The following is a 23,941-nucleotide window of genomic DNA, read 5'->3' on the forward strand; positions in this document are numbered from 1 at the left end:
GCGGCGACTGCTTGCCGGTGCTTCGTTTGAAGACGGCGTTGTGACGACGATGGCAATGAGGGTGTTTCATTATGGCTTTCAACCGTAAGCAATGGATATTGGCTGGAGCGATTATCGTCCTTGCCGCAGGCGGGTACTATGCTTGGAAAACGCTGAATGGCGATGGGTTGCCGGACGGTATTGCCAAGGGCAATGGACGCATCGAGGCGGTTGAAATCGATATTTCGACGAAGAGCCCGGGACGCATTCGCGAAATCCTCGCAGATGAAGGGGATTTCGTTCAGGTAAATGATATTCTTGCACGTATGGATACAGATCAGCTGGAAAGCCAGCGCAAGCAAGCTGAGGCGCAATTGCGCCGTGCTGAGATCGGTATCGAGACAGCGCGCAGTCTTGTCACGCAGCGCGAAGCCGAACACACGGCTGCAGAAGCGACGGTGGCACAGCGCGAAGCGCAACTGGATGCCGCCCAGCGCCGTCTGGCCCGCTCCCAGCAATTGACGCAATCGCGCACGGTTTCCCAGCAAGTCCTGGACGATGACCGTGCAACTGCGCAGGGTGCGGAGGCGGCTGTCGGTGCAGCCAAGGCGCAACTTGCGGCCACTGAGGCCGCCATTGGGGCTGCCAAGGCACAGGTCGTGGATGCCGAAGCATCGGTTGAAGCCGCCAAGGCGGCAATCGCGAGCATTGAGGCCGATATCAACGACGCCACTTTGAGAGCACCGAAGCCGGGACGTGTTCAATACCGCGTTGCCCAACCGGGTGAAGTGCTTTCCGCAGGTGGGAGGGTACTCAATCTTGTAGACGTCAGCGACGTTTACATGACTTTCTTCCTGCCGACGGGGCAAGCCGGGCGGGTGGCCATGGGGGCCGACGCCCGGATTGTTCTCGATGCCGCGCCGCAATATGTCATTCCTGCAAAGATCAGCTTTGTGGCCGATGTGGCCCAATTTACGCCGAAGACCGTAGAAACGGAGGAAGAGCGCCAGAAGCTGATGTTCCGTGTGAAGGCTAAAATCCCGCAAGAACTGCTTCAAAAATATATCCAGCAGGTGAAAACCGGATTGCCGGGCATGGCTTATGTCAAGCTCGATCCTAATGCTGAGTGGCCGAAGAATCTTGCGGAAACTGTGAAATGAACGATGTTCCTGTTAAAGCTGGCGCCAATGACGACAGCTTTGTCGTCCGGGCGCAAGGCGTAGGGCTGTCCTATGGGAAGACGCGTGCTCTGCGCGACGTCAACGTTGATATTCCCGTCGGCTGCATGGTCGGTCTGATCGGACCTGACGGGGTCGGGAAATCAAGCCTGTTATCGTTGGTCGCCGGAGCGCGAACGATGCAACAGGGACGCATCGAGGTTCTCGGCGGTGATATTTCGGACAAGCGTCATCTCCAGTCTGCCTACCCCCGTATCGCCTATATGCCGCAGGGGCTTGGGAAGAACCTCTATCCCACGCTTTCGGTGTTCGAGAATATCGACTTTTTCGGACGGCTGTTCGGGCATAATCGAAAAGAGCGCGAGCGTCGTATTGCCGATCTTCTGGCGCGCACGGGTATGTCGGCTTTCGCGGATCGTCCGGCTGGCAAACTATCGGGCGGCATGAAGCAGAAGACCAGCCTCTGCTGCTCCCTCATCCATGATCCCGATCTACTCATACTCGATGAGCCGACGACCGGTGTCGACCCTCTATCCCGACGCCAGTTCTGGGAGCTGATTGACGATATCCGCAAGGATCGTCCCGGAATGAGCGTCATTGTCGCGACCGCCTATATGGAAGAAGCCGAGCGTTTCGACTGGCTGGTCGCGATGAATGATGGACAGATTCTGGCGACAGGTACACCGCGGGAATTGCTGCAGCGCACCAACACTCCAAATCTCGATGCGGCCTTCATTGCGCTCCTGCCGGAGGAATTGCGGAAAGGCCATCAGGACATAGAAATTCCGCACCGCGACTTCGGTGCGGATGCTGAAATCGCGATTGAGGCAGCACACGTCACCGTTCGTTTTGGCAGCTTCACTGCGGTGAATAATGTAAGTTTTCGAATTCCGCGCGGTGAAATCTTTGGTTTTCTGGGTTCCAACGGTTGCGGCAAGACCACGACCATGAAGGTTCTGACCGGGCTGTTGCCTGCCAGCGACGGAACGGCGCGACTGTTCGGACGAGAGGTCGATCCCAAAGATATCGATATACGCCGCCATGTCGGATATATGTCGCAAGCGTTTTCGCTTTATTCGGAGTTGACTGTTCGTCAGAATTTGGAACTCCACGCCAAATTGTTTGATATGGCGCCGGATCTGACCGAACGCCGTATCAAGGAATTGACCGAACGCTTTGATCTCATTGAGGTTATGGATTCCTTACCCGATGGCTTGCCGCTCGGTATCCGCCAGCGCCTGTCACTGGCTGTGGCCTTGATCCACTCACCTGATATTCTCATTCTCGATGAGCCTACATCGGGTGTGGATCCGGTCGCTCGTGATGCTTTCTGGCAAATCCTCGCCGATCTATCGCGCAAGGATAATGTGACGATTTTCGTCTCTACCCATTTCATGAACGAAGCGGAGCTTTGCGACCGGATTTCGCTGATGCATGCGGGCAAGGTGCTGATCAGCGATACGCCGAAGGCGATTACCAAGAGTCGCAATGCTGAAACTCTGGAGGAAGCCTTCGTCGCATATCTGCAGGACGCTATTGGCGAGACAGAACAGCCAGCGCCATTGCCGGTAGCCAATTCAGATCAAATGGGAGAGGTAGGCGAAACACACCCAAAGAAGGCTCCAGGCTGGTTGCCAGACCTGCGGCGAATGCTGGCATACACACGACGTGAGGCTTTGGAACTGAAGCGTGATCCGATCCGCGCAACGCTGGCTATTCTAGGTAGCGTTATCCTGATGTTCGTTATTGGCTACGGTATTAATCTGGATGTCGAGGATCTGAAGTTTGCCGTGCTTGATCGTGACGATACGACGATCAGCCGCGATTACACGCAGCAGATTGCAGGCTCGCGATATTTTTCTGAACAGGTTCCCATAACCGATTATGACGATCTGGACCGGCGAATGCGCGATGGAAAGATCAGTCTGGCTATCGAGATACCGCCGAATTTCGGCGCAAATGTCATGCGCGGCCGCCCGGTGGAAGTTGCTGCCTGGATTGACGGAGCGATGCCCACTCGTGCCGAGACGATCAAAGGCTATGTTCAAGGCATGCACGCCAACTGGCTAACGCAAAAAGCCCGCGAGCTCTATGGCAACGCGGCGAATGTTGGCAGTTTCAATCTGGAGATACGCTATCGTTATAACCCGGACGTACAAAGCCTCGTAGCTATGGTGCCGGCAGTGATTCCGCTACTGCTTCTCATGATCCCTTCGATGCTGGCAGTGTTGAGCGTGGTTCGGGAAAAGGAACTGGGGTCGATCATCAATTTTTACGTGACGCCGGTGACGAAATTCGAGTTTTTGTTCGGCAAGCAGTTGCCCTATATCGGGCTGGCATTTTTGAATTTCCTGATGCTGACAGCGTTTGCGGTGTTTATTTTCCGGGTGCCGTTCACAGGGAGTTTTCCGACTTATGCGCTGGCGGCGCTGCTCTATGTCACAATTGCGACCGGCATGGGGTTGGTGCTGTCCACCTTCATGAACAGCCAGATTGCAGCGATCTTCGGAACGGCACTTCTGACACTCATTCCGGCTGTGCAATATTCCGGTATCATTGACCCCGTATCGTCGCTGCAAGGTGCGGGCGCGTTCATCGGTAAAATCTATCCCGCGACTTATTTTGTGACCATTTCTCGCGGGGTTTTCTCCAAGGCACTGGGTTTTGCCGATCTGGCAGGTTCGTTTTTGCCGTTGTTGATCGCGGTGCCGGTTCTCATGGCGCTCGCTATCGTTCTTCTCAAGAAACAGGCAAGCTAAGATGCGGATATCTAACATATTCCAGCTTGGCGTGAAGGAACTGCGTGGTTTGGCTCGCGATCCGATGCTGCTGATCCTGATTGTCTATGCCTTTACGCTTGCGATCTATACGGCATCGAAGGCAATGCCCGAAAACCTCAACAATGCGGCGATAGCGATTGTCGACGAAGATCAGTCGCCGGTTTCGAGCCGGATCACGACGGCATTTTATCCGCCATATTTCGTGCCTCCGAAGCTGATTTCATCCTATGAAATGGATGCCCGGATGGATGAGGGGCTTGATACTTTCGCTCTGAATATACCGCCGAATTTCCAGCGTGATCTTCTGGCGGGTCGTTCGCCGACAATTCAGCTCAATGTCGATGCAACCCGAATGAGCCAGGCCTTTACCGGTGGCGGCTATGTGCAGTCGATTGTGTCGAGTGAGGTGGGCGAGTTTCTAAATCGCTATCGCGGTGGCGCACAAACGCCGGTTGAACTCAATCTCAGAGCGAGATTCAATCAGGATTTGAACAAGGGCTGGTTCGGCGCGATCAACAATGTGATTTCATCGGTTACGATGTTATCGATCATCCTGACGGGCGCGGCGCTCATTCGGGAACGCGAACATGGAACCATAGAACATCTATTGGTTATGCCCGTGACGCCGGTTGAAATCATGGTCAGCAAGATTTGGTCCATGGGGCTGGTCGTGCTGGTTGCCTCGGCATTTGCATTGGTTTTCGTGGTGCAGGGGCTGCTTGCCGTTCCGATCTATGGGTCGGTATCGCTGTTTCTCGTTGGTGCGGCGCTCCAGCTTTTTGCGACGACCAGCCTTGGCATCTTTCTGGCAACTGCGGCTGGTTCGATGCCGCAGTTCGGAATGCTGCTCATGCTGGTGCTTCTGCCTTTGCAGGTGCTTTCGGGAGGGACAACACCTCGCGAAAGCATGCCTGAAATTATCCAGACAATCATGCTGGCAGCACCGAATACGCATTTCGTCATATTGGCGCAATCGATCCTGTTTCGCGGAGCAGGGCTCGGTGTCGTCTGGCCGCAATTTCTGGCGCTGATCGTCATCGGCTCTGTGCTGTTCTATTTCGCGCTCCAGCGTTTCCGTGCGTTCCTGCGATAGAAAATTCTTTGAAATCGGGAGGTTGAATCCATTCCTTGCGAATGTGATTCAGTTTTCTGTGCCGGATTGTGCTTCAGCGGAGTTGCGAATCCTTAACCATGTTGCTATCGCAATTCTCAGGAAACGGTTCCGCTGTTCAGGCGGATGAAAAGGGAACACGGTGAAGCCATTCTGGTTGATGCCGGGACTGCCCCCGCAACTGTAACCGGAGAGCTATCCTCCACAGCCGTGTGAGCGGTAAAAGCCACTGAAAGCATTAGGTGCGATCGGGAAGGCGGAGGGGAAGCGAAGACCCGGAAGTCAGGAGACCTGCCGTATCCGGTCACCCATGCATGGATACGGGGTGTGTCCAGGCGCGGCTGTCCGTGGCGGTGACATTGTTGAAATGTTGCCGTCGGGAAGAAGGGCCTTCAGTGCCACGATCACTTCAACCTGCGGTGCGAGGAAAAGCCGGTATCGTTCTTCGGTTCGGCGGGTTGAGGGAAAAATGCATCTTTTGAAATCATCTGTTTTATTGGTATCGGCCAGCGTTCTTGCGCTGCCGTCCACGACGCTTGCTCAAAGTCTGCCGAATGGTGCTGACAGTGTCGTCCTCGATACAATCGTGGTTACGCCATTGCGCCGCGCGTCTTCGCTGCAGCGCTCGACCTCATCTGTAACGGTTATCGATTCAGCGGATATCGAACGGTCGGCTGCTCCCGATCTCCAATCGTTGCTGAAGTCCTATAGCGGTATCTCCATAAAGACGAACGGCGGGCAGGGCTCGTCGTCGGACATTTACATGCGTGGCATGTCTTCCAAGCAGACGGTTGTTCTCATCAATGGTGCGCGCACGGCGTCGGCGACAACCGGAGCAACTGCGCTTGCGAACATTCCTCTGAGTTCCATCGACCGTGTTGAAATTGCCAAGGGCTCTCATTCTGCGCAATACGGTGCCGATGCCATGGGCGGGGTGATCAATATCATCACCAAGCAAGGCGGAGCCTGCGGTGAGCGCTCGTGGTGCGGCAGTCTTTCTACCGGTGTCAGCCATCCATGGGGTGGATATGCTTCCGGGACCATACAGGGAAGAAGCAATGACGGTGTCGACTATGCCTTTGGTGCGGCCATAACCGGCACGCAAGGATATGACTTCACCACACCGGATGCCTATGGCCATGAACCAGACCGCGATGGATTCTTGCAGGGCTCGTTCAACTTTGCCCTGTCGAAGGATTTCGACTGGGGTAAAATCTATGCAGACGGTCTCCTAAGCCGAGGGCGCAATCAGTATGATGCCAAGGCACCGTCACCAAACCAGGCTGATAGTACCGCATTTACGGGCAAGATCGGAACACGCATCGATCATACGGCGGATTGGTCATCCACGCTGGAATTCAGCACCGGTATCGACAACAGCCGTAACTTCCGGAAAGACGTGAGCGGTTCGGACCGGTTTGAAACCAAGCGTTATGGCGTTTTTGCCTCGACCGAGAAGAGTTTCGACACCGGCACGGTCAACCACACCGTGACCGCTGGTGTGGAAGCCTATCGCGAGGAGATCAACACCACCGTTGCTTATGATGAAACCAGCCGCGATCTGGCTGCAGTATTTGGTCAGTATTCGCTGGAGTATGAGGCGCTGCGCTTCGATGGCGGGCTGCGTTATGACCATAATGGGCAGTTCGGCGATGTCGTGACCTACAATCTCGGTACGAGTTATGAAGTTCTGCCGGACCTTGTTTTGCGATCATCCTATGCCACGGGTTTTCGGGCGCCGACTTTCAACGAGCTTTATTATCCGGGCTTCGCCAATCCTGATTTGCAGCCGGAAAAGTCCCGATCATATGAAATCGGCTTGAACTGGCAGGCCACGGCTTCGACAAGCCTTGATATGGCTTTCTACCAGACATGGTTGCGCGAGGCGATTATGAGCACTGCGCCAACCTATCTGCCGTACAATGTCGCAAGTGCAAGGGTTACAGGCTTCGAAGCTACGCTGGCGCATCGTTTTGATGATCGCTGGGGCGTCAAAGGTTCTATCGACCTGAAGCAGCCAATCGATGACGATACGGATAAGGATCTTCCTTATCGCGAACGTTTCAAGGCTGCGGCTGAGGTCAATTTCACGCCGATTGAAAAGCTCGATCTGACTGCAAGAGTGATCTATGGCGGTTCGCGCTACGCTGATGCTGCGAACAGCAAGAAACTCGGAGACTATGTGACTGCTGATTTCGTGGCACTTTATTCCATCGACAAGCAATCGCAGTTGAAGTTCTCGGTCGAGAATATCTTTGACAAGGACTATCAGACCAGCTCTGGCTATATTGCGCCGGGGCGCACCATCAATGTCGGATTGACCCGGAATTTCTGAGGCTGAACAGAGAATGAAAAGGGCGTCCGCAAATTGGATAACCAGCTTCTGCCTCGCGGCGGGGCTGGCCCTATTCGTTCGAAATTCAGCGAACGCGGGGGACATTCCCCATCACGTCGTTTCCATCAACGTATGCACCGATCAGCTGGCATTGTTGCTGGCCAATGAGGGCCAGTTGCGATCGGTTTCTTACTTGTCGCAGGACCCGGAACTATCCGTCATGGCTGTGAAAGCCTGGGAGCTTCCGGTCAACCATGCGCAGGCAGAAGAAGTCTTTCTGATGAAACCTGATCTCGTGCTGGCGGGCACATTCTCGTCGAGAGCAACGGTTGGGCTGTTGCGCAGACTGGGTATCCGTGTGGAAGAGTTCGCTCCTGCCCGCACGTTCGGCGATATAGAAGATCATCTGCGTCGCATGGGTGAGGTGCTCGGAAGACAAACGGAAGCCGGCCGGGAAATCGACAAAATGAAAACTGCTCTGGCGGCAATCCAACCTCCGACCCGTCGCAAGACAGTCGCGCTTTATTATGCCAACAGTTACACATCCGGTCGGGGAACGCTGGTCGATGAGGCTGTGCGTCTTGCCGGACTTGATAATCTGGCCGACAAGGCAGGCGTCAGCGGTTCTGCTCCGCTGCCGCTGGAAAAACTGGTGCTTGAGAAGCCGGATATTCTGGTGCGCAGTTCAAGAGATCGTGCGCCTGCGCTGGCTTTCGAGAATTTCGAACATCCGGCGTTGCGAGTGCTTGAAAAACAGGCGAGGGCGGTGACGATAGCGGATAATCTGACGGTTTGCGGTGGGCCATTCAGCGTCGAAGCTGTGGCAGAACTTGCGGAGGCGGCGCGTGACTGAACGGAACCGCTTCTATCTTCTGCTCGTCGGACTGGCCATGCTTGTGGCTTTGCTTTTCATCGTTTCGTTGCTGACGGGGCCTGCTGCGATCAGTATGACCGACAGCCTCAGGGCGCTTTTCGGCGATGACAGCGAGATGATCGTACTGGTCATGCGCGAAATCCGCTTGCCTCGGGCACTGCTTGCGCTCCTTATCGGGGCTTCGCTTGGATTATCAGGCGCTGCCTTGCAGGGTTACCTGCGCAATCCGCTTGCGGAACCCGGCCTGCTGGGTGTGAGTGCATCCGCGTCATTCGGCGCTGTTATTGCTATTTATAGCGGTCTCTCGCTTCTGTTTCCGCTGGCTTTGCCGCTCCTCGCGCTTGCAGGTTCCTTTGTATCGGTGTTTCTCGTCAAGCTTCTGGCGGGGCGCAATGCTGGCGCGCTCGCCATCATTCTGGCCGGTGTCGCGGTGACCAGTCTCGCCGGTGCATTGACGGCGCTGGCGCTCAACCTGTCACCTAACCCCTTTGCTGCAATGGAGATCGTCTTCTGGATGCTCGGTTCACTGGCCGACAGATCGATGACGCATGTGGCTCTCGCCGCACCATTCATCCTTGTTGGCTGGGCGATGCTTCTGGCACTCGGGCGATCACTCGACAGTCTGACACTGGGGGCTGATGCTGCGGCAACGATGGGCGTCAATCTGGCTCGTGTGCAGCTTTTTGCCGTGCTGGGCACAGCGGCCTGCGTGGGTGCTTCCACCGCTGTTGCCGGTGCAATCGGTTTTGTGGGGTTGGTGGTTCCTCATCTTCTGCGACCGCTTGTCGGTGCACGTCCGTCACGATTGCTGGTTGCCAGCGGTTTCGGCGGGGCTGCCCTATTGTTGGCTGCTGATGTGTTGGTGCGCATCGTCATGCCGGGACGTGAACTGAAACTGGGCGTCCTGACGGCAATCATTGGCGCACCATTCTTTCTGTGGCTTGTGTTCAAGTATCGGAGGCAACTCGTATGACATCGCTTTCGATAACGAATCTTTCCGTTACGCTTGGCGGGAAGGCAGTACTCAGCGACGCAAGTTTCGATATGCATGGTGGTGAATTCATCGGACTGATCGGACCTAACGGTGCTGGCAAGACGACATTGTTGCGCGCCATTTTGGGACTTGTGAGGTCCAGCGGGGAAATTTCGCTCGACACAGGCGATGTGCGCCACATGAGCGCTTCGACAAAAGCACAGAACCTCGCTTATCTGCCGCAGGAGCGTGATGTCGCGTGGCCGGTATCCGTGGAGATGCTTGTTTCTTTGGGACGCTCCGCCTTGAAGCCGGTTTTTGCGAGCATGAGCGCACAGGATAAAATGCTCATCGAGACCGCAATGCAGCGTATGGATGTTACCCGATTTCGGGAAAGGTCGGCGATCGAGCTTTCCGGCGGAGAACGGGCACGCGCGCTGATTGCGCGCGTTCTGGCGCAGGATACGCCCGTAATACTCGCCGATGAGCCGGTGGCTGGGCTCGACCCTTCTCATCAGCTTGGATTGATGGAAAGTTTTGCCGAACTTGCAAAAGAGGGGAGGACGGTTGTCGCCTCATTGCATGAGTTGAGCCTTGCGGCACAGCATTGCACACGCCTTATTCTGCTCGACAAGGGACATATCGTTGCGGATGGGGAACCAACGAAAGTTCTCACGCCGCAACTGCTGCACGACGTCTATGGTATTCGAGCGAAAATCATGACGGTGGATGGCGAGTTCATCGTCCATCCGACCTCACGTATTGGCTAGACATTTTTCCACCTATGCTCGCGGGAAGAAGCGTAGATGGTTTCTACAGCCTTCTGGACCTCGTAACCCTCGCGGAAGTCGGCGTGATTGGTCTTCTGCCCCGCAATGGCCAACAGGAAGTCGCGGACTTCGATCGTCTTGAGATCGTTGAAGCCGATCTGGTGGCCGCCCGCCACGCAAAATGCGCCATAGGGTTCGTGTTCGGGGCCAGCAAAGATCTTGCGGAAGCCTTGTTGTCCTTTTTTGTCGGAAAAGAGAAACAGGTCGAGCTCATTGAAGCGTTCCTGCGAAAAGAACAGGGAGCCTTTCGATCCAGAAATTTCGAAGTCGTGCTGCATCTTGCGACCGCAGGCGATCCAGCTCGCTTCGATTGTGCCCGTCGCCCCGCTTTCAAAACGGACAAAAGCGCGGCAGATATCGTCTACTTTCACGGGTTTCATCTGCGAAAGGTTGAAACTATCTGGACGCTCGTTGATGATGGTGACGGCGTCTCCCATGACCGTCGTTATCGGCCCAACGAGATAGCGTGCGGCGGCAATGATGTGACTGCCAATATCGGCTAACGCTCCTCCACCGCCTGCCGGATCGAGACGCCAGGTCCATGGAATGCGCGCATCGGCCATGAAGTCTTCCGCATGAATACCGCGAAAGTTGCGAATTTCGCCCAGTTCACCGCTGTCGATGATTTCCTTGGCCAGTTTTATCATCGGGTTTTTCAGATAGTTGAACCCAACGGCTGTCTGAATACCTTTCCGTTCTGCGGCGAGCGTCATTTCGAGGCATTCGGCAGCGGTGGGCGCAAGCGGCTTTTCGCAATAGACATGTTTGCCCGCTTCAATGGCGGCGAGCGCCATCTCCTTGTGAAACCGGTTTGGCGTCGTGATGTCGATGAGATTGATATTCCGGTTGGTGATCAATTCCCGCCAATCTCTAGTGGCATTTGCAAATCCCAGTTGTTTTGCGGCTTTTGACGCCGTTTCAGAATTCACATCGGCCAATGTGTGAAGCTGCACATCGATAGGTAGGTCGAAAACGCGATTGACGTTAGCGAGCGCAAGGGCGTGCGTCTTGCCCATGAAGCCGGACCCGATCAAACCCGCCACCACAACCTCAGCTCTATCAGCCATTGTCATTCCTCCAGAAACGATGGTCGAAGCGTTTGGCGCTGCGCAACTCCTTTGGGAAATAAGCATATTGTCGGCAGCTTATGCGATTGACATGAGCTATCAGAAATGGAATTATAATTCTACGAGAATTTGTTATGAATGTTTCATTCTATTGAAAAGATCCACGATCTGCATGTATTCACGGGTAAAACGCTTGGAGGAGCGCCGGAATACAGCAGGCGGAAGGTAAAGCGTTAACGCAAACCGGCGGGGAGTGCCGGACAAGGGAGGAGTGAACATGCAATCTCTATTGAAATCGGCAGTGGCCGGGGTGGCGTTGCTGGCTGCGTCTTTCGCAGCCCACGCGGCCGATATTAATATCGTTGTCGTCAGTCACGGTCAGGCATCGGATCCGTTCTGGTCTGTCGTCAAGAACGGCGTCGCCGAAGCGGCAAAGGATACGGGCGCGAAGGTCGATTATCGTGCACCGGAAACCTTTGACATGGTGCAGATGGCCCAGCTTATCGATGCGGCGATCAATCAGAAGCCGCAGGGTATTGTGGTTTCCATTCCAGATGCGGATGCGCTTGGACCATCGATCCAGCGTGCTGTAGCAGCCGGTATTCCCGTCATTTCCATGAATTCCGGTTCCGATGCCTCGAAGAAGCTCGGCGCTCTGCTGCATGTCGGTCAGGATGAGTTCGATGCCGGCAAGGTAGCAGGCGAAGCATTGAAGAATGCTGGCGGCAAAAAGGGCATTTGCGTCAACCAGGAAGTGGGTAACGTCTCGCTCGATCAGCGCTGCGCAGGCTTCAAGGAGGGCTTTGGTGATGTAACGGTTCTGCCGACATCGACCGATCCTGCTGAAAACGAAGCCAAGGTTCGCGCTGCTCTGGCATCTGATGCTGCCGTCGACACAATCCTGACGCTCAATGCGACACTGGCAGGTGAACCGGCCGTGAAAGCCGCCGCCGAAAGCGGTCGCAGCGGAATCCACGTTGCGACGTTCGACATGTCGGCTGGCTTCCTGGAAGCTGTTGAAAAGGGACAGGCGGACTTCGCCATCGACCAGCAGCAGTTCCTGCAAGGCTACCTTCCGGTCTCGTTCCTCGCGCTTAATGCGAAGTACGGTTTGATGCCGGGCGGCAATGTTCCATCGGGCCCGAACCTGATCACCAAAGACAAGGCCAAGCAGGTCGTGGAACTTTCGGCCAAGGGCATCCGGTAAGCATCGTTTCGACCATCTGATATCGAACCCGCCCATGAAAATGGGCGGGAACGGGTCTCTGTGCCCAGAATGCATCAGGAGAAGATCATGAGTGAGCCACTTCCCCATGAAAAGGCCAACACAGCGGCGCTATCGAAGGATGAGCGGCTTCAGTCGGCGAGCCCAATGCAACGGCTCCTGAGCCGACCGGAATTAGGAGCGGTATCCGGCCTAATCCTAATTACGGTCTTTTTCGTTTCAGTTGCCAATCCGGCGATGTTTACTGCTGCCGGCATCATGAACTTCATGGCTCCTGCTTCGCAGCTCGGCATTCTGGCAGTCGCCGCAGCGCTTCTTATGATCGGTGGTGAATTCGACCTGTCTATCGGCTCGATGGTAGCTTTTGCAGGCCTGATCTTTGCCGCTGCTCTGGTCGTCTGGCAGGTGCCGCTCGGTGTCGCCATCATCGTCACGCTGCTGTTCGCCGCTTTCGTGGGGATGGTGAATGCGCAGATTGTTATCCGGACTGGATTGCCATCATTTATTGTGACGCTCGCATTCCTGTTCATTTTGCGTGGTCTGTCGCTGGTCGGGCTGAAATGGGCAACAGGTGGCGCCACGCAGCTGCGTGGCGTGAAGGAAGCTGTAGCGGGCAGTTATCTGGCAGGGCTGTTTTCCGGCGATGCTTTTCAGGGACTTTTCGCCTGGATGGCTGAAAACGATCTGATTGACAAATTTCCCAATGGTGAGCCTTCGGTAAAAGGCGTGCCGGTCGAGGTTCTGTGGTTCATCGCCATCGCACTTATTGCAACCTATGTGCTGGTACGCACACGCTTTGGCAACTGGATTTTCGCGGCCGGCGGTGATGCTCTGGCTGCACGCAATTCCGGTGTTCCTGTCCGTCGCGTCAAGACAACGCTATTCATGTGCACGGCAATGGCTGCGGCATTGGTGGCTATTCTTACCGTTCTGGATGCCGGTTCAACTGATGCGCGCCGTGGTTTCCAGAAGGAGTTCGAGGCGATTATCGCTGCGGTCATTGGTGGCTGTCTGCTGACCGGCGGTTATGGTTCTGCAATTGGTGCGTTCTTCGGCGCGATCATCTTCGGCATGGTTCTGATCGGGCTGACCTATACCCAGATCGATCAGGACTGGTATCTGGTCTTCCTGGGAGGAATGCTTCTGATCGCGGTGCTCTTCAACAATTTCATTCGCAAGCGTGCGACCGGCGAGCGCTGAGAGGGAGATTTGCCATGACGACACCCATCATCGAAGTTCGCAATCTCGTTAAACATTTCGGCCCCGTCATAGCGTTGAACGGTGTCTCGCTGAGTGTCGAGCCGGGGCAGGTCCATTGCCTGCTTGGCGACAATGGTGCCGGTAAATCAACCCTGATCAAGACGCTTTCTGGCGTGCACAAGCCGACCAGCGGCGACTTTCTGGTCGAAGGAAAGCCCGTCACCTTCAACAGTCCGCGCGATGCGCTCGATCATGGGATTGCGACAGTTTATCAGGATCTTGCGATGATCCCGCTAATGTCGGTGATGCGGAATTTCTTTCTGGGACGGGAACCGACCAAGGGCATCGGCCCGATACGCTGGTTCGATACGCAGCAGGCGGAAGAAGTTACGCGTGAGGAGATGCGCAAGATCGGGATCGATGTCCGTGATCCGCAGCAGGCTGTCGGAACGCTTTCTGGCGGTGAACGGCAGTGTGTGGCGATTGCCCGCGCCGTCTATTTCGGCGCGAAAGTGCTGATTCTCGATGAACCCACCTCCGCGCTGGGGGTCCGGCAAACGGCGATGGTTCTCAAATACATCAATCTGGTGCGCTCACGCGGGCTGGGTGTGATCTTCATTACGCACAATGTCCGTCATGCTCATGCGGTCGGTGACAAATTCACAGTTCTTAATCGCGGGATAACGCTTGGAACGCGAACGAAGAACGATGTGGACATGGACGAATTGCAAAGCCTCATGGCAGGTGGGCAGGAACTCGCCGACCTGACTGCTGAACTGGGCGGTCGGGTTTGACCGGGATTTTCGGAGCGTAGAATGAACGGACAATTCAACGGCAAAGTTGCAGTCATTACCGGAAGCACGCAAGGGCTTGGCGCAGCAACTGCGAAACTGTTTGCAGAGAGAGGTGCCAAAGGTCTCGTTATATGCGGGCGTTCGGTTGAAAAAGGGCGAACGCAAGTCGATCAGTTGGCAAATCTCGGAGCCAAAGCGGTCTTCGTGCAGGCTGATCTTGAGAAGGTGGAAGACTGCCGCAAGATCGTTTCGGAAGCCGACCGTGTTTTTGGAAGGCTTGACGTTCTCGTAAACGCTGCCGGTTTGACGGATCGGGGCACCATTCTGGATACGAGCCCGGAACTGTTCGACCGCTTGTTTGCGGTGAATACACGAGCGCCATTCTTCCTCATTCAAGAAGCGATAGAGCTGTTCCGGCGCGACAAGATCGAGGGAACGATTGTCAATATTTCTTCGATGTCGTCCATGGGCGGCCAGCCTTTCATTGCAGCCTATTGCGCTTCCAAGGGGGCGCTGGACACACTGACCCGCAACGTAGCCTATTCGGTTTTGCGCAATCGTATTCGCATCAATAGCCTGAATATTGGCTGGATGGCATCAGACGGCGAAGACCGTATCCAACGCGAGTTTCACAATGCGCCGGAGAGCTGGCTGGATGAAGCGGCCAAGAGCCAGCCTTTCGGAAGGCTGATTGAACCAGTCGAAGTTGCCCGCGCGATAGCATTTCTGGCTTCGGAAGAATCCGGCTTGATGACTGGCGCTATCGTGAATTTCGATCAATCCATTTGGGGCGCTTACGGTTCATCTCCGCATCCCGATCAGCCGCTTTGAGCGTTTGATAGTATCTGTGTGTTTGAATGAACGGGATAGTAACCGGTTCAATAGCTGAAATGGCGCGGAAGGTATTTCGTTGAAATTACCAATGATTTTTGTGTTGCCTTGTTCGAGTATTGCTTGAGAAAGCCTAAAAATATTGTGAGGAACTTTTACGATCCTGCTTGCGCTTGCAATTTCAGGTAGTTAGAGCATCTGTCTGCCTGACCGATTCAGGCTGTGTGTTTTAAGCAGTTGTTTCAGCCGTATTTACGCGATGTCGAAACCTCCCTTTCGTCAGCGAATTCGTTCTGGCAATGGCTTGCACAGACACCGTTTTAATTTGCGCTGAAAGGACCAGCATCGTGGAGCAGGCAAAGAACGGAACCCGTAAGGGTGGGCGCAAGGCGCTGTGGGCGGCCGTTGCGGTAATCGCTATCGCTGCCGCCGGTTTGACCGGATACAAAATCACACTTGAGAAGACGATCACGTCGCAGCTTGAAAAGCGTGGCGGCAAAGCATCTTCCGTCGAAGCCGACTTTCTCGGACGTATTCATCTGCGCGACGTGACGTTGCCGTTGAAGGATGGCTCCAACGTTCGTATCGCTTCGGTTGACGGTCGCCCCAAGTTTCTGTTCCTGACCGGCATGTTGAATGCGTCGGGCATTGATACGGAGATCGGAAACTACAAGATTTCCATTCCAAGCGTGGCAATCGAAGACGCTAATTTCGATACAGCCATGCTGAAGGATACTTTCGGCAATAGTGGTCTGACGCTGCCGGAACGCGTTGGTCGTTTCTCGGCAAAGCGCCTGACTGCGCAGGAAATCAAGGTAGTCCAGACAGTCGCGAATAACGAACAGAACATCGTCTATAAAGACGTTGCGCTGGAAGATATCAACCTCGGTAAGGTTGCTCGTTATACGGCGGGCGGCACGATTTTCGACTTCACGATCCAAGTGCCGGGTGAAGACGGTGAAAAAGTCACGGACAAGATGACAGGCACCATGGGTGCCGCAGAGGGCAAAGACATTGATGGTGTCTTCCTCGCCCGCCTGTATACCGAAAAGGCAGGCGCGGACGATAAGGAAGCAAAGCCGGTCTATGGCCCGTTTTCGGCGAAGAACATCGTCATGAAGACGAAGGATGCGAACTTCAGCTACGATGAGATTCGCAGCAACGGTTTCACGGCTCGTATGCCCGCCGTACCGTTCACCGAAACCTTGGAGAAGCTCCAGTCTCTCGAAAATGCGGACGAACTTTCACAGGAAGAGACGCGCGAGCTTATTCTTCAGTTGAGTTCCCTGTTCGACACGATCGGTAAGGGCGATGTCGAAATGCTCGGCATGAAGATCGAGCCAACTGATGCATCGAAAGGCAAGGGCGGTATCGAACGCGTCGCAGTTGCTTTCGACAATCAGAAGATGGATGCGACCATCAAAGGCTTGGCCTTCTCCGAAGGTCAGGACTACATGAAGATGGAGGAAGCTTCCTTGAAGGGCTTCTCCTGGGCGACTTCAGTCGAAGCCTTGAAGAAGTTTGCGGCGCTGAATGAGGACGAAGTTGAAAACTTCCCTTTCACGACCATGCTTCCGGAATTCGGCACGCTTCGGGTAGTGGGGATCGACGCCGATCTGCCATACGAAAAGTCTGAAGATGTGGACGCAGGCGAGGAAAATGCGGATGAGGGAGAGCAGGCTGCAACCGAAGAATCGTCGGTTCCTTCGCCGCCTGAACGCATTCAGTTTGCCATGAAGAGCTATGAAGTCGCTCTCAACAAGCCTTACAACGGTATTCCGACCGATGTGCGCGTCGCTTACGAAGACATGTCGATCAAAGTGCCGACACAGGCTGATGACGAGTTCTACCAGCAGCTTCGGAAGCTTGGTTATGATAGTCTCACCATGTCTTCAAACTTCGAAGCAAGCTGGGATGAGGCAAACCAGGATCTGATCATCAAGGACATTTCGATCAGCGGTAAGGATATGGGTTCCGTATCCATGTCTGGTTTGATGGGCGGCCTGACGAAGGAATTCTTCTCTGGCGATAAGGTGATGATGCAGGTCGCTCTGCTCGGGCTCAAGGCCAAGCAGGTAAACCTGAAGGTTGAGGAAAAAGGCATTATCGCCAACGCGATCAAAATTTATGCCGAAGAAAAAGATATGTCGGAAGACGAAGTACGCGGCACGATGTCTCTGATGGCTGCAGCCGCTCTGCAAGAGCTGGCAGCGGAGCAGCCACAGTTGCAGGATGTTGCGACGGCGTTTTCGACGTTCTTGGCTAAGCCGAATATTTTCGAGCTGACCGTCAAGTCGAAAGCCGAAAAAGGCATTGGCGCTCTCGAAATGGTAGCTGCATCGCAGGATCCGACCTTGCTGCTCGACAAGGTCGATATCGAAGCCAAGGCGGAATGATCGACTATTCCGCGGATCTGAGTGAAACGCCAGCCTTTGGCCGGCGTTTCTGTAATCAGAGCTTCACCAAAACATTACACAAGGGTCATGCCCTTGATATATAAGGGTCCTAGTAAGCCTCGGAAATAACGAGGCCAACATGACCAGAAAAAATGTCCTGCTTATCGTCGTTGATCAATGGCGAGCAGATTTTATCCCCCACCTGATGCGGGCGGAGGGTCGCGACCCCTTCCTCAAAACTCCCAATCTTGATCGCCTTTGCCGGGAAGGCTTGACCTTCCGCAACCACGTCACAACCTGTGTGCCATGTGGACCAGCAAGGACAAGCTTGCTTACTGGCCTTTACCTGATGAACCATCGGGCAGTGCAGAACACTGTTCCGCTTGATCAGCGCCATTTGAACCTCGGCAAAGCCCTCCGCGCCATCGGCTATGATCCTGCGCTCATTGGTTACACGACGACAACACCTGATCCGCGCTCGACGTCCCCCAGAGATCCGCGTTTTACGGTTCTTGGCGATATCATGGACGGGTTTCGCTCAGTGGGCGCATTCGAACCCAATATGGACGGATATTTCGGCTGGGTGGCGCAGAATGGTTTTGAACTGCCGGAGAACCGTGAAGACATCTGGCTGCCAGAAGGTGAGCACTCCGTTCCCGGTGCTACCGACAAGCCATCGCGTATCCCGAAGGAATTCTCGGATTCTACATTCTTCACCGAACGCGCGCTGACATATCTGAAGGGCAGGGACGGCAAGCCCTTCTTCCTGCATCTCGGTTACTACCGCCCGCACCCGCCATTCGTCGCCTCCGCGCCTTATCATGCGATGTACAAGGCCGAAGATATGCCTGCGCCGGTTCGCGCGGAAAGTCCGGATGCCGAAGCGGCGCAGCATCCGCTTATGAAGCACTATATAGATCATATCAGGCGTGGTTCGTTTTTCCATGGGGCGGAAGGCTCCGGCGCAACGCTGGACGAAGGCGAGATTCGCCAGATGCGCGCCACCTATTGCGGCCTGATTACGGAAATCGACGATTGTCTGGGGCGGGTCTTCGCTTACCTTGATGAAACTGGTCAGTGGGACGACACACTAATCATCTTCACCAGCGACCATGGTGAGCAACTCGGCGATCATCATCTGCTCGGCAAGATCGGCTACAACGACGAAAGTTTCCGTATTCCTTTGGTTATAAAGGATGCGGGGGAGAACCGGCACGCTGGCCAGATCGAAGATGGGTTTTCCGAAAGCATCGATGTCATGCCCACCATCCTCGAATGGCTCGGCGGGGAAACGCCGCGCGCTTGCGACGGCCGTTCGCTGCTGCCGTTTCTGGGTGAGGGAAAACCCGCCGACTGGCGCACAGAATTGCATTACGAATTCGACTTCCGCGACGTCTTCTACGATCAGCCGCAGAATTCGGTGCAGCTCTCCCAGGATGATTGCAGCCTCTGTGTGATCGAGGACGAAAACTACAAGTACGTGCATTTTGCGGCCCTGCCGCCGCTGTTCTTCGATTTGAAGGCGGACCCGCACGAATTCAACAATCTGGCTCAAGACCCCGCTTATGCGGCCCTTGTTCGCGACTACGCCCAGAAGGCTTTGTCGTGGCGGCTGTCTCATGCCGACCGGACACTGACCCATTACAGATCCGGCCCGCAAGGGCTGACAACGCGCAACCATTGATCTCAGGAGCAACCAAATGATCAATCTGACCCGACGCGGGATGCTTGGCCTTTCAGCCGGTGCCGCCGGTTCGCTCGTCCTGCCGCGATTTGCAATCGCACAGGCTGACAATCGCCCATCTATCACCATTGCTGTGCAGAAGGTGGCAAACAGCAACACGCTCGACGTTCTTCGCGAACAGTCGAATGTCGGCGAACGCGTTTTCTTTTCCAGTATCTGGGAGGCGTTGATCGACCGCGACTGGCTGGGCGGTCTTTCGGCTGTGCCTGGTCTTGCGACCGAATGGACCCGCATCAATGACAAGACGGTCGAGCTAAAGCTCCGTCAGGGGGTGAAGTTCCACAATGGCGATGAGATGACCGCCGAAGACGTTGCCTTCACTTTTGGCAAGGAGCGCATGTTTGGCGACACGCAACCAGCCGAAGGCAAGACGATTTACGTCACGGAGAAAAATCCGCTCGGTCGTGAAAGCAAGGAATTGCCGCTTGAAGTGCCAGCGACGGCCCGTCGTTCCTGGCCAGCCTTGCTGGGTGTCGAAATTGTCGACAAATACACGGTGCGCTTCAAGAACGGTACGCCAGACGTCACCATGGAAGGCCGTATCTCCCGTTACGGCAGCCAGATTATGAGTCGTCGTGGCTGGGAAGAGTCGCCTAGCTATCTCGACTGGGCGCGCAAGCCGGTTACCACCGGGCCCTACAAGGTTGTCGAGTTCAAGCCGGACAACATGTTGGTGCTCGAAGCTCACGACGAATATTGGGGTGGACGCCCACCGCTGAAGCAGATCCGTTTCATCGAGGTGCCGGAAGTTGCCTCCCGCATCAATGGTCTGCTCTCGGGCGAATATCAGTTTGCCTGCGATATTCCACCGGATCAGATCGAAGGTATCGAAAAGAATGACGCTTTCGAGGTTCAGGGCGGTACGATCCTCAACCACCGTCTAACTGTATTCGACAAGTTCCATCCGCAACTGGAAAATCCGTTGGTGCGTCGCGCATTTACCCATGCGATTGATCGTCAGGCGATCGTGGATTCGTTGTGGGCCGGTCGTACGGTCGTTCCGGCTGGTCTCCAGTGGGACTACTATGGCGATATGTTCGTTCAGGGCTGGAATATTCCGGAATATAACCCGGATCTCGCCAAGCAGCTTCTGAAAGAGGCCGGTTACAAGGGCGATGCCATCCCTTACCGCCTGCTCAACAACTACTACACCAACCAGACCCCAACCGCGCAAATCCTTGTGGAAATGTGGAATCAGGTGGGGCTGAACGTCGAAATTCAGATGCAGGAAAACTGGCAGCAGGTTCTGGAGAAGAGCCCTGGGCGTGCCGTGCGCGACTGGTCCAACTCCGCACCGTTCAACGATCCGGTTTCGTCTATCGTCAGCCAGCATGGTCCGAATGGTCAGCAGCAACAGGTTGGTGAATGGACGAATGAGGAGGCGAACAAGCTTTCCGTCATTATGGAAACGAGCACGGATCACGCCAAGCGCAAGGAAGCATTCAAGCGGATGCTGGAAATCTGCGAACGTGAAGATCCAGCCTACACCGTCCTTCACCAGAACGCGACTTTCACCGCCAAGCCGAAGTCATTGAAGTGGAAGGCGGCGCCCGCTTTCGCGATGGACTTCCGCAAAAACAACTGGGCTTGATCCATTTGTAGAGGCGAGCCCGGTTCAATCGGGCTCGCTTTTCCTTTGGGGTTTCAAACCCCGCGACTGTGAATGAACCAGAAGGATTGCATGATGCCGCTGGTCGAAATTTCCAATCTCAAAGTGGCCTTTGATGGCGTGCCGGTTCTGCATGGTATCGACCTTTCGATTGAGCGAGGCGAAGCTGTCGGATTAGTCGGGGAGTCCGGCTGCGGCAAGTCTGTCACCTGGCTGGCAGCGCTCGGTCTCTTGCCGAAAAAGGCGTCGATCTCCGGTAGTGTTCTCCTTGAAGGAACAGAATTGCTGACCGCATCGCGCAGCATGCTCGAAGGTGTTCGGGGTGGCCGTATTGCGATGATCTTTCAGGATCCGTCGAGTTCCCTAAATCCGGTTATTCGGGTCGGGCGCCAGATTGAGGAGGCCGTGCGGCTTCATCGCAATTTGAGAGGACCTGCAGCCCGATCAGAAGTTTTGCGATTGATGGAACTGGTGGGAATACCCGATGCGCGTCGCCGCATCGATAATTATCCGCACGAATTTTCCGGTGGCCAGAACCAGCGTTTGATGATTGCCATGGCGCTGGCGGGCAATCCTGATATCCTTATCGCGGATGAGCCCACGACAGCACTTGATGCTACGATTCAGGCTCAAATTCTTGATCTATTGGCTGCATTGCGTGCGGAAACCGGCATGGCTGTGGTCTTTATCAGCCATGATCTTGGTGCAGTGTCGCAAATTTGCGAACGTGTTTCCGTCATGTATGCCGGGCGTATCGTTGAACAGGCCCGGACCGAAGCACTCTTTGCTGCTCCGCGCCATCCTTATACACACGGCCTGTTCGATTCCATTCCGAACCTTGATGGCGGGCGCAATCGTCTGATCCCCATTGAGGGCACAGTTCCTGAGCCGGGCAAGCTTCCGCAAGGTTGCGCATTTTCGCCACGCTGCTTGAGCGCGAATGATCTCTGCGCGCGAAGCCTCCCCAGACTCGGTGTTCCGCAGGACGATGCCGGTGAGGGGCGCATGGTCTCGTGCTTTCATCCCTATCCGGCGACCTCGCATTTGCTGCCATCCATGAGTGGCCATGTTTCAGTCCCGGCGAGCACAAGGGCAATAGCACAATGACAGCTGCTCTCATCGAAGCTCGCGACCTTGTCAAAACCTACACGTCGCGCAAAGGTCCGTTCGCAAAACCGGTCGCGGTGCACGCGGTCGACGGGCTTTCCATATCGGTCGCTCCGGCAACAACACTGGGCATTGTTGGCGAGTCCGGTTCGGGTAAATCCACGACCGGGCGGCTGCTTCTCGGTCTGGAAGATCCCAGCGAGGGAGAGGTGACGTTTGAAGGTTCAGCCCTACCTCGCCAGAAAACGGCAAGCTGGCGCGCTTTGCGGGCGCGTATGCAGCTTGTCTATCAGGACCCTCTGGCAGCTCTCGACCGACGGTTGCCGATTGGCCGTCAGATTACCGAGCCACTGGAGATTCACGGAATTGGAACCGCTGCTGAGCAGAAAGCGCGTGTTGCAGAGCTGATGCGAGCGGTCGGCCTTCGTCCCGATCAGGCTTCGCGCTATCCGCATGAGCTTTCAGGCGGGCAGCGCCAGCGTGTCGTCATTGCACGCGCCATCGCATGCAAGCCGCAACTCATTGTTTGCGACGAACCTGTATCGGCGCTGGATGTTTCCATTCAGGCGCAGGTTGTGAATCTTTTGCGCGATTTGCAGGAACGCGAAGGCATCGCCATGGTTTTCATCAGCCATGATCTGAAGGTGGTACGCAATATTTCGGATCGTGTTGCGGTCATGTATCTGGGCCGGATCGTCGAAGAGGCGTCCTCGGACGAGATTTTTGCCAAACCGCTTCACCCCTACACGCAGGCGCTGGTGTCCAGTGTCCCTGTCGCTGGAACTCCTCTCAGTGATCGCATCATCCTGCAGGGAGAGCCGCCGAACCCTGCCGCGCGACCTAATGGCTGTGCGTTTCACCCCCGCTGCCGTTTCGCGGCTCCGCGCTGCAGCAGCGAGACACCTGAACTTCTCGACATGCCAGCGGGACGCAAAGTGGCCTGTCATTTTGCAGGAAGCCTGCAGACGGACAATATTGATGCTTAGATTTCTGATGGTTCGCGGGGTTCGCGCATTTGTGACCATTCTTCTTGTGGTGACATTCGCTTTCGTCGTTTTGCGTATGTCCGGTGATCCGGCCCAGATCATCATGGGACCGGACGCGCCACCGGAAGCGATAGCTGCCTTCCGGAAGAACTGGGGGCTCGATGATCCGCTCTGGCAGCAATATTTGCGCTATTTCGGCGCTATTGCGCGCGGCGATCTTGGGATATCGATGCGCGATGGCCAATCTGCAATCGCACTGGTGACCGAGCGCATTCCCGCGACGCTTCAACTTACGATACCGGCATTGTTGATCAAACTTGGGCTTGGCATTCCGGCCGGAATTTATGCTGCGTTGCATCGCAACAGCTTCATTGACCGGGCTGTCATGGCTACTGCCGTCATCGGCTTCACTTTACCGAGTTTTGTACTTGGCTTGTTGCTCGTGCTGGTGTTCTCGGTTTCGTTGGGCTGGTTGCCCTCGGGCGGGCAGGACAGCTGGATGCATGCCATTCTACCCATAATCACCATGGGGCTCGGCGGCGCGGCCATTCTGGCGCGGTTCTCCCGCAGCGCAATGATCGAGATTCTGGGGCAGCCCTATATTCGCACGGCGAGTGCCAAAGGTGTGTCCTGGCGAAATGTTGTCTGGCGTCATGCACTGCCTAACGCGGCCATTCCGATTGTCACTATCGTCGGATTTATGGTCGGATCGCTGATTGCAGGTGCGGTGGTGGTTGAATCGCTCTTTTCCTGGCCAGGCGTGGGCAGATTGCTCGTGGTTTCGGTAGCCAATCGCGATCTTGCTATCGTGCAATGCATATTGCTTCTCGTGGCCGCGACGATGGTGATCTCCAATTTCATTGTTGATCTTCTCTATGGTTATCTCGATCCGCGTCTGCGTCAGGCGCAGGGCAAGGCGTGA

General features: G+C 55.3%; 18 protein-coding genes and 1 riboswitch. Of the genes, 17 read left to right on the plus strand and 1 reads right to left on the minus strand.

What is annotated here, in order from left to right:
* The first annotated feature begins 71 nt into the window (after positions 1–71).
* From AAE521_RS12220 to AAE521_RS12250, 7 genes are all read left to right on the plus strand, one after another.
* Entirely contained in the window at positions 72–1,139 is a 1,068-nt protein-coding gene (locus AAE521_RS12220; RefSeq protein WP_029928981.1) for an HlyD family secretion protein, read from the plus strand.
* Positions 1,136–3,916, plus strand: a complete 2,781-nt coding sequence (rbbA, locus tag AAE521_RS12225) for a ribosome-associated ATPase/putative transporter RbbA (protein WP_342061433.1) — start codon at positions 1,136–1,138, stop codon at positions 3,914–3,916. Before AAE521_RS12220 ends, rbbA begins: the two co-directional genes overlap by 4 nt.
* Before the next feature lies 1 nt (position 3,917).
* Positions 3,918–5,030, plus strand: coding sequence for an ABC transporter permease (locus tag AAE521_RS12230; RefSeq protein WP_342061434.1), 1,113 nt, complete (start codon positions 3,918–3,920; stop codon positions 5,028–5,030).
* Between the two features lie 107 nt (positions 5,031–5,137).
* A riboswitch (cobalamin riboswitch) is annotated at positions 5,138–5,361 on the plus strand.
* Positions 5,362–5,517: 156 nt separating this feature from the next.
* The gene (locus tag AAE521_RS12235; protein WP_342061435.1) at positions 5,518–7,383 is read left to right on the plus strand and encodes a TonB-dependent receptor domain-containing protein; all 1,866 of its coding nucleotides are present in this window, start codon (positions 5,518–5,520) and stop codon (positions 7,381–7,383) included.
* A gap of 13 nt (positions 7,384–7,396) precedes the next feature.
* On the plus strand, positions 7,397–8,236 hold the full coding sequence (locus AAE521_RS12240; RefSeq protein WP_342061436.1) for an ABC transporter substrate-binding protein: 840 nt from the start codon (positions 7,397–7,399) through the stop codon (positions 8,234–8,236).
* Positions 8,229–9,230, plus strand: coding sequence for a FecCD family ABC transporter permease (locus tag AAE521_RS12245; RefSeq protein WP_342061437.1), 1,002 nt, complete (start codon positions 8,229–8,231; stop codon positions 9,228–9,230). The genes AAE521_RS12240 and AAE521_RS12245 overlap by 8 nt, the downstream gene beginning before the upstream one ends.
* A complete protein-coding gene (locus AAE521_RS12250; protein WP_342061438.1) occupies positions 9,227–10,000 on the plus strand; it encodes an ABC transporter ATP-binding protein in 774 nt (257 codons plus the stop codon). Before AAE521_RS12245 ends, AAE521_RS12250 begins: the two co-directional genes overlap by 4 nt.
* On the opposite strand, the gene AAE521_RS12255 is transcribed toward AAE521_RS12250, so the two are convergent.
* Complete coding sequence (locus AAE521_RS12255) at positions 9,997–11,127, minus strand: Gfo/Idh/MocA family protein (RefSeq protein ID WP_342061439.1); 1,131 nt, start codon at positions 11,125–11,127, stop codon at positions 9,997–9,999. The genes AAE521_RS12250 and AAE521_RS12255 overlap by 4 nt on opposite strands.
* A 277-nt stretch (positions 11,128–11,404) precedes the next feature.
* Here AAE521_RS12255 and AAE521_RS12260 point away from each other — a divergent pair, with 277 nt between their 5' ends.
* The 10 genes from AAE521_RS12260 to AAE521_RS12305 all read left to right on the plus strand — a co-directional run bounded on the left by AAE521_RS12260 (position 11,405) and on the right by AAE521_RS12305 (position 23,941).
* The gene (locus AAE521_RS12260) at positions 11,405–12,334 is read left to right on the plus strand and encodes a sugar ABC transporter substrate-binding protein (RefSeq protein ID WP_012091817.1); all 930 of its coding nucleotides are present in this window, start codon (positions 11,405–11,407) and stop codon (positions 12,332–12,334) included.
* Positions 12,335–12,421: 87 nt separating this feature from the next.
* Positions 12,422–13,552, plus strand: coding sequence for an ABC transporter permease (locus AAE521_RS12265; protein ID WP_010659799.1), 1,131 nt, complete (start codon positions 12,422–12,424; stop codon positions 13,550–13,552).
* Between the two features lie 14 nt (positions 13,553–13,566).
* Positions 13,567–14,346, plus strand: coding sequence for an ATP-binding cassette domain-containing protein (locus AAE521_RS12270; protein WP_010659800.1), 780 nt, complete (start codon positions 13,567–13,569; stop codon positions 14,344–14,346).
* A gap of 21 nt (positions 14,347–14,367) precedes the next feature.
* The gene (locus AAE521_RS12275) at positions 14,368–15,177 is read left to right on the plus strand and encodes an SDR family oxidoreductase (RefSeq protein WP_342061440.1); all 810 of its coding nucleotides are present in this window, start codon (positions 14,368–14,370) and stop codon (positions 15,175–15,177) included.
* Positions 15,178–15,524: 347 nt separating this feature from the next.
* Positions 15,525–17,573, plus strand: coding sequence for a hypothetical protein (locus tag AAE521_RS12280; protein ID WP_342061441.1), 2,049 nt, complete (start codon positions 15,525–15,527; stop codon positions 17,571–17,573).
* A gap of 139 nt (positions 17,574–17,712) precedes the next feature.
* Positions 17,713–19,257 (plus strand): phosphoric/sulfuric ester hydrolase PehA, encoded by a 1,545-nt coding sequence (pehA, locus tag AAE521_RS12285; RefSeq protein WP_342061442.1) that lies wholly within the window; start codon positions 17,713–17,715, stop codon positions 19,255–19,257.
* Between the two features lie 16 nt (positions 19,258–19,273).
* Positions 19,274–20,908, plus strand: coding sequence for an ABC transporter substrate-binding protein (locus AAE521_RS12290; RefSeq protein WP_342061443.1), 1,635 nt, complete (start codon positions 19,274–19,276; stop codon positions 20,906–20,908).
* A 90-nt stretch (positions 20,909–20,998) separates the two neighbouring features.
* On the plus strand, positions 20,999–22,033 hold the full coding sequence (locus AAE521_RS12295) for an ABC transporter ATP-binding protein (RefSeq protein ID WP_342061475.1): 1,035 nt from the start codon (positions 20,999–21,001) through the stop codon (positions 22,031–22,033).
* Complete coding sequence (locus AAE521_RS12300; RefSeq protein WP_342061444.1) at positions 22,030–23,019, plus strand: ABC transporter ATP-binding protein; 990 nt, start codon at positions 22,030–22,032, stop codon at positions 23,017–23,019. The genes AAE521_RS12295 and AAE521_RS12300 overlap by 4 nt, the downstream gene beginning before the upstream one ends.
* Complete coding sequence (locus tag AAE521_RS12305; RefSeq protein ID WP_012091824.1) at positions 23,012–23,941, plus strand: ABC transporter permease; 930 nt, start codon at positions 23,012–23,014, stop codon at positions 23,939–23,941. The genes AAE521_RS12300 and AAE521_RS12305 overlap by 8 nt, the downstream gene beginning before the upstream one ends.

It is taken from the genome of Brucella cytisi, assembly GCF_038433355.1.
GTDB classification, from domain to species: Bacteria; Pseudomonadota; Alphaproteobacteria; order Rhizobiales; family Rhizobiaceae; genus Brucella; species Brucella cytisi.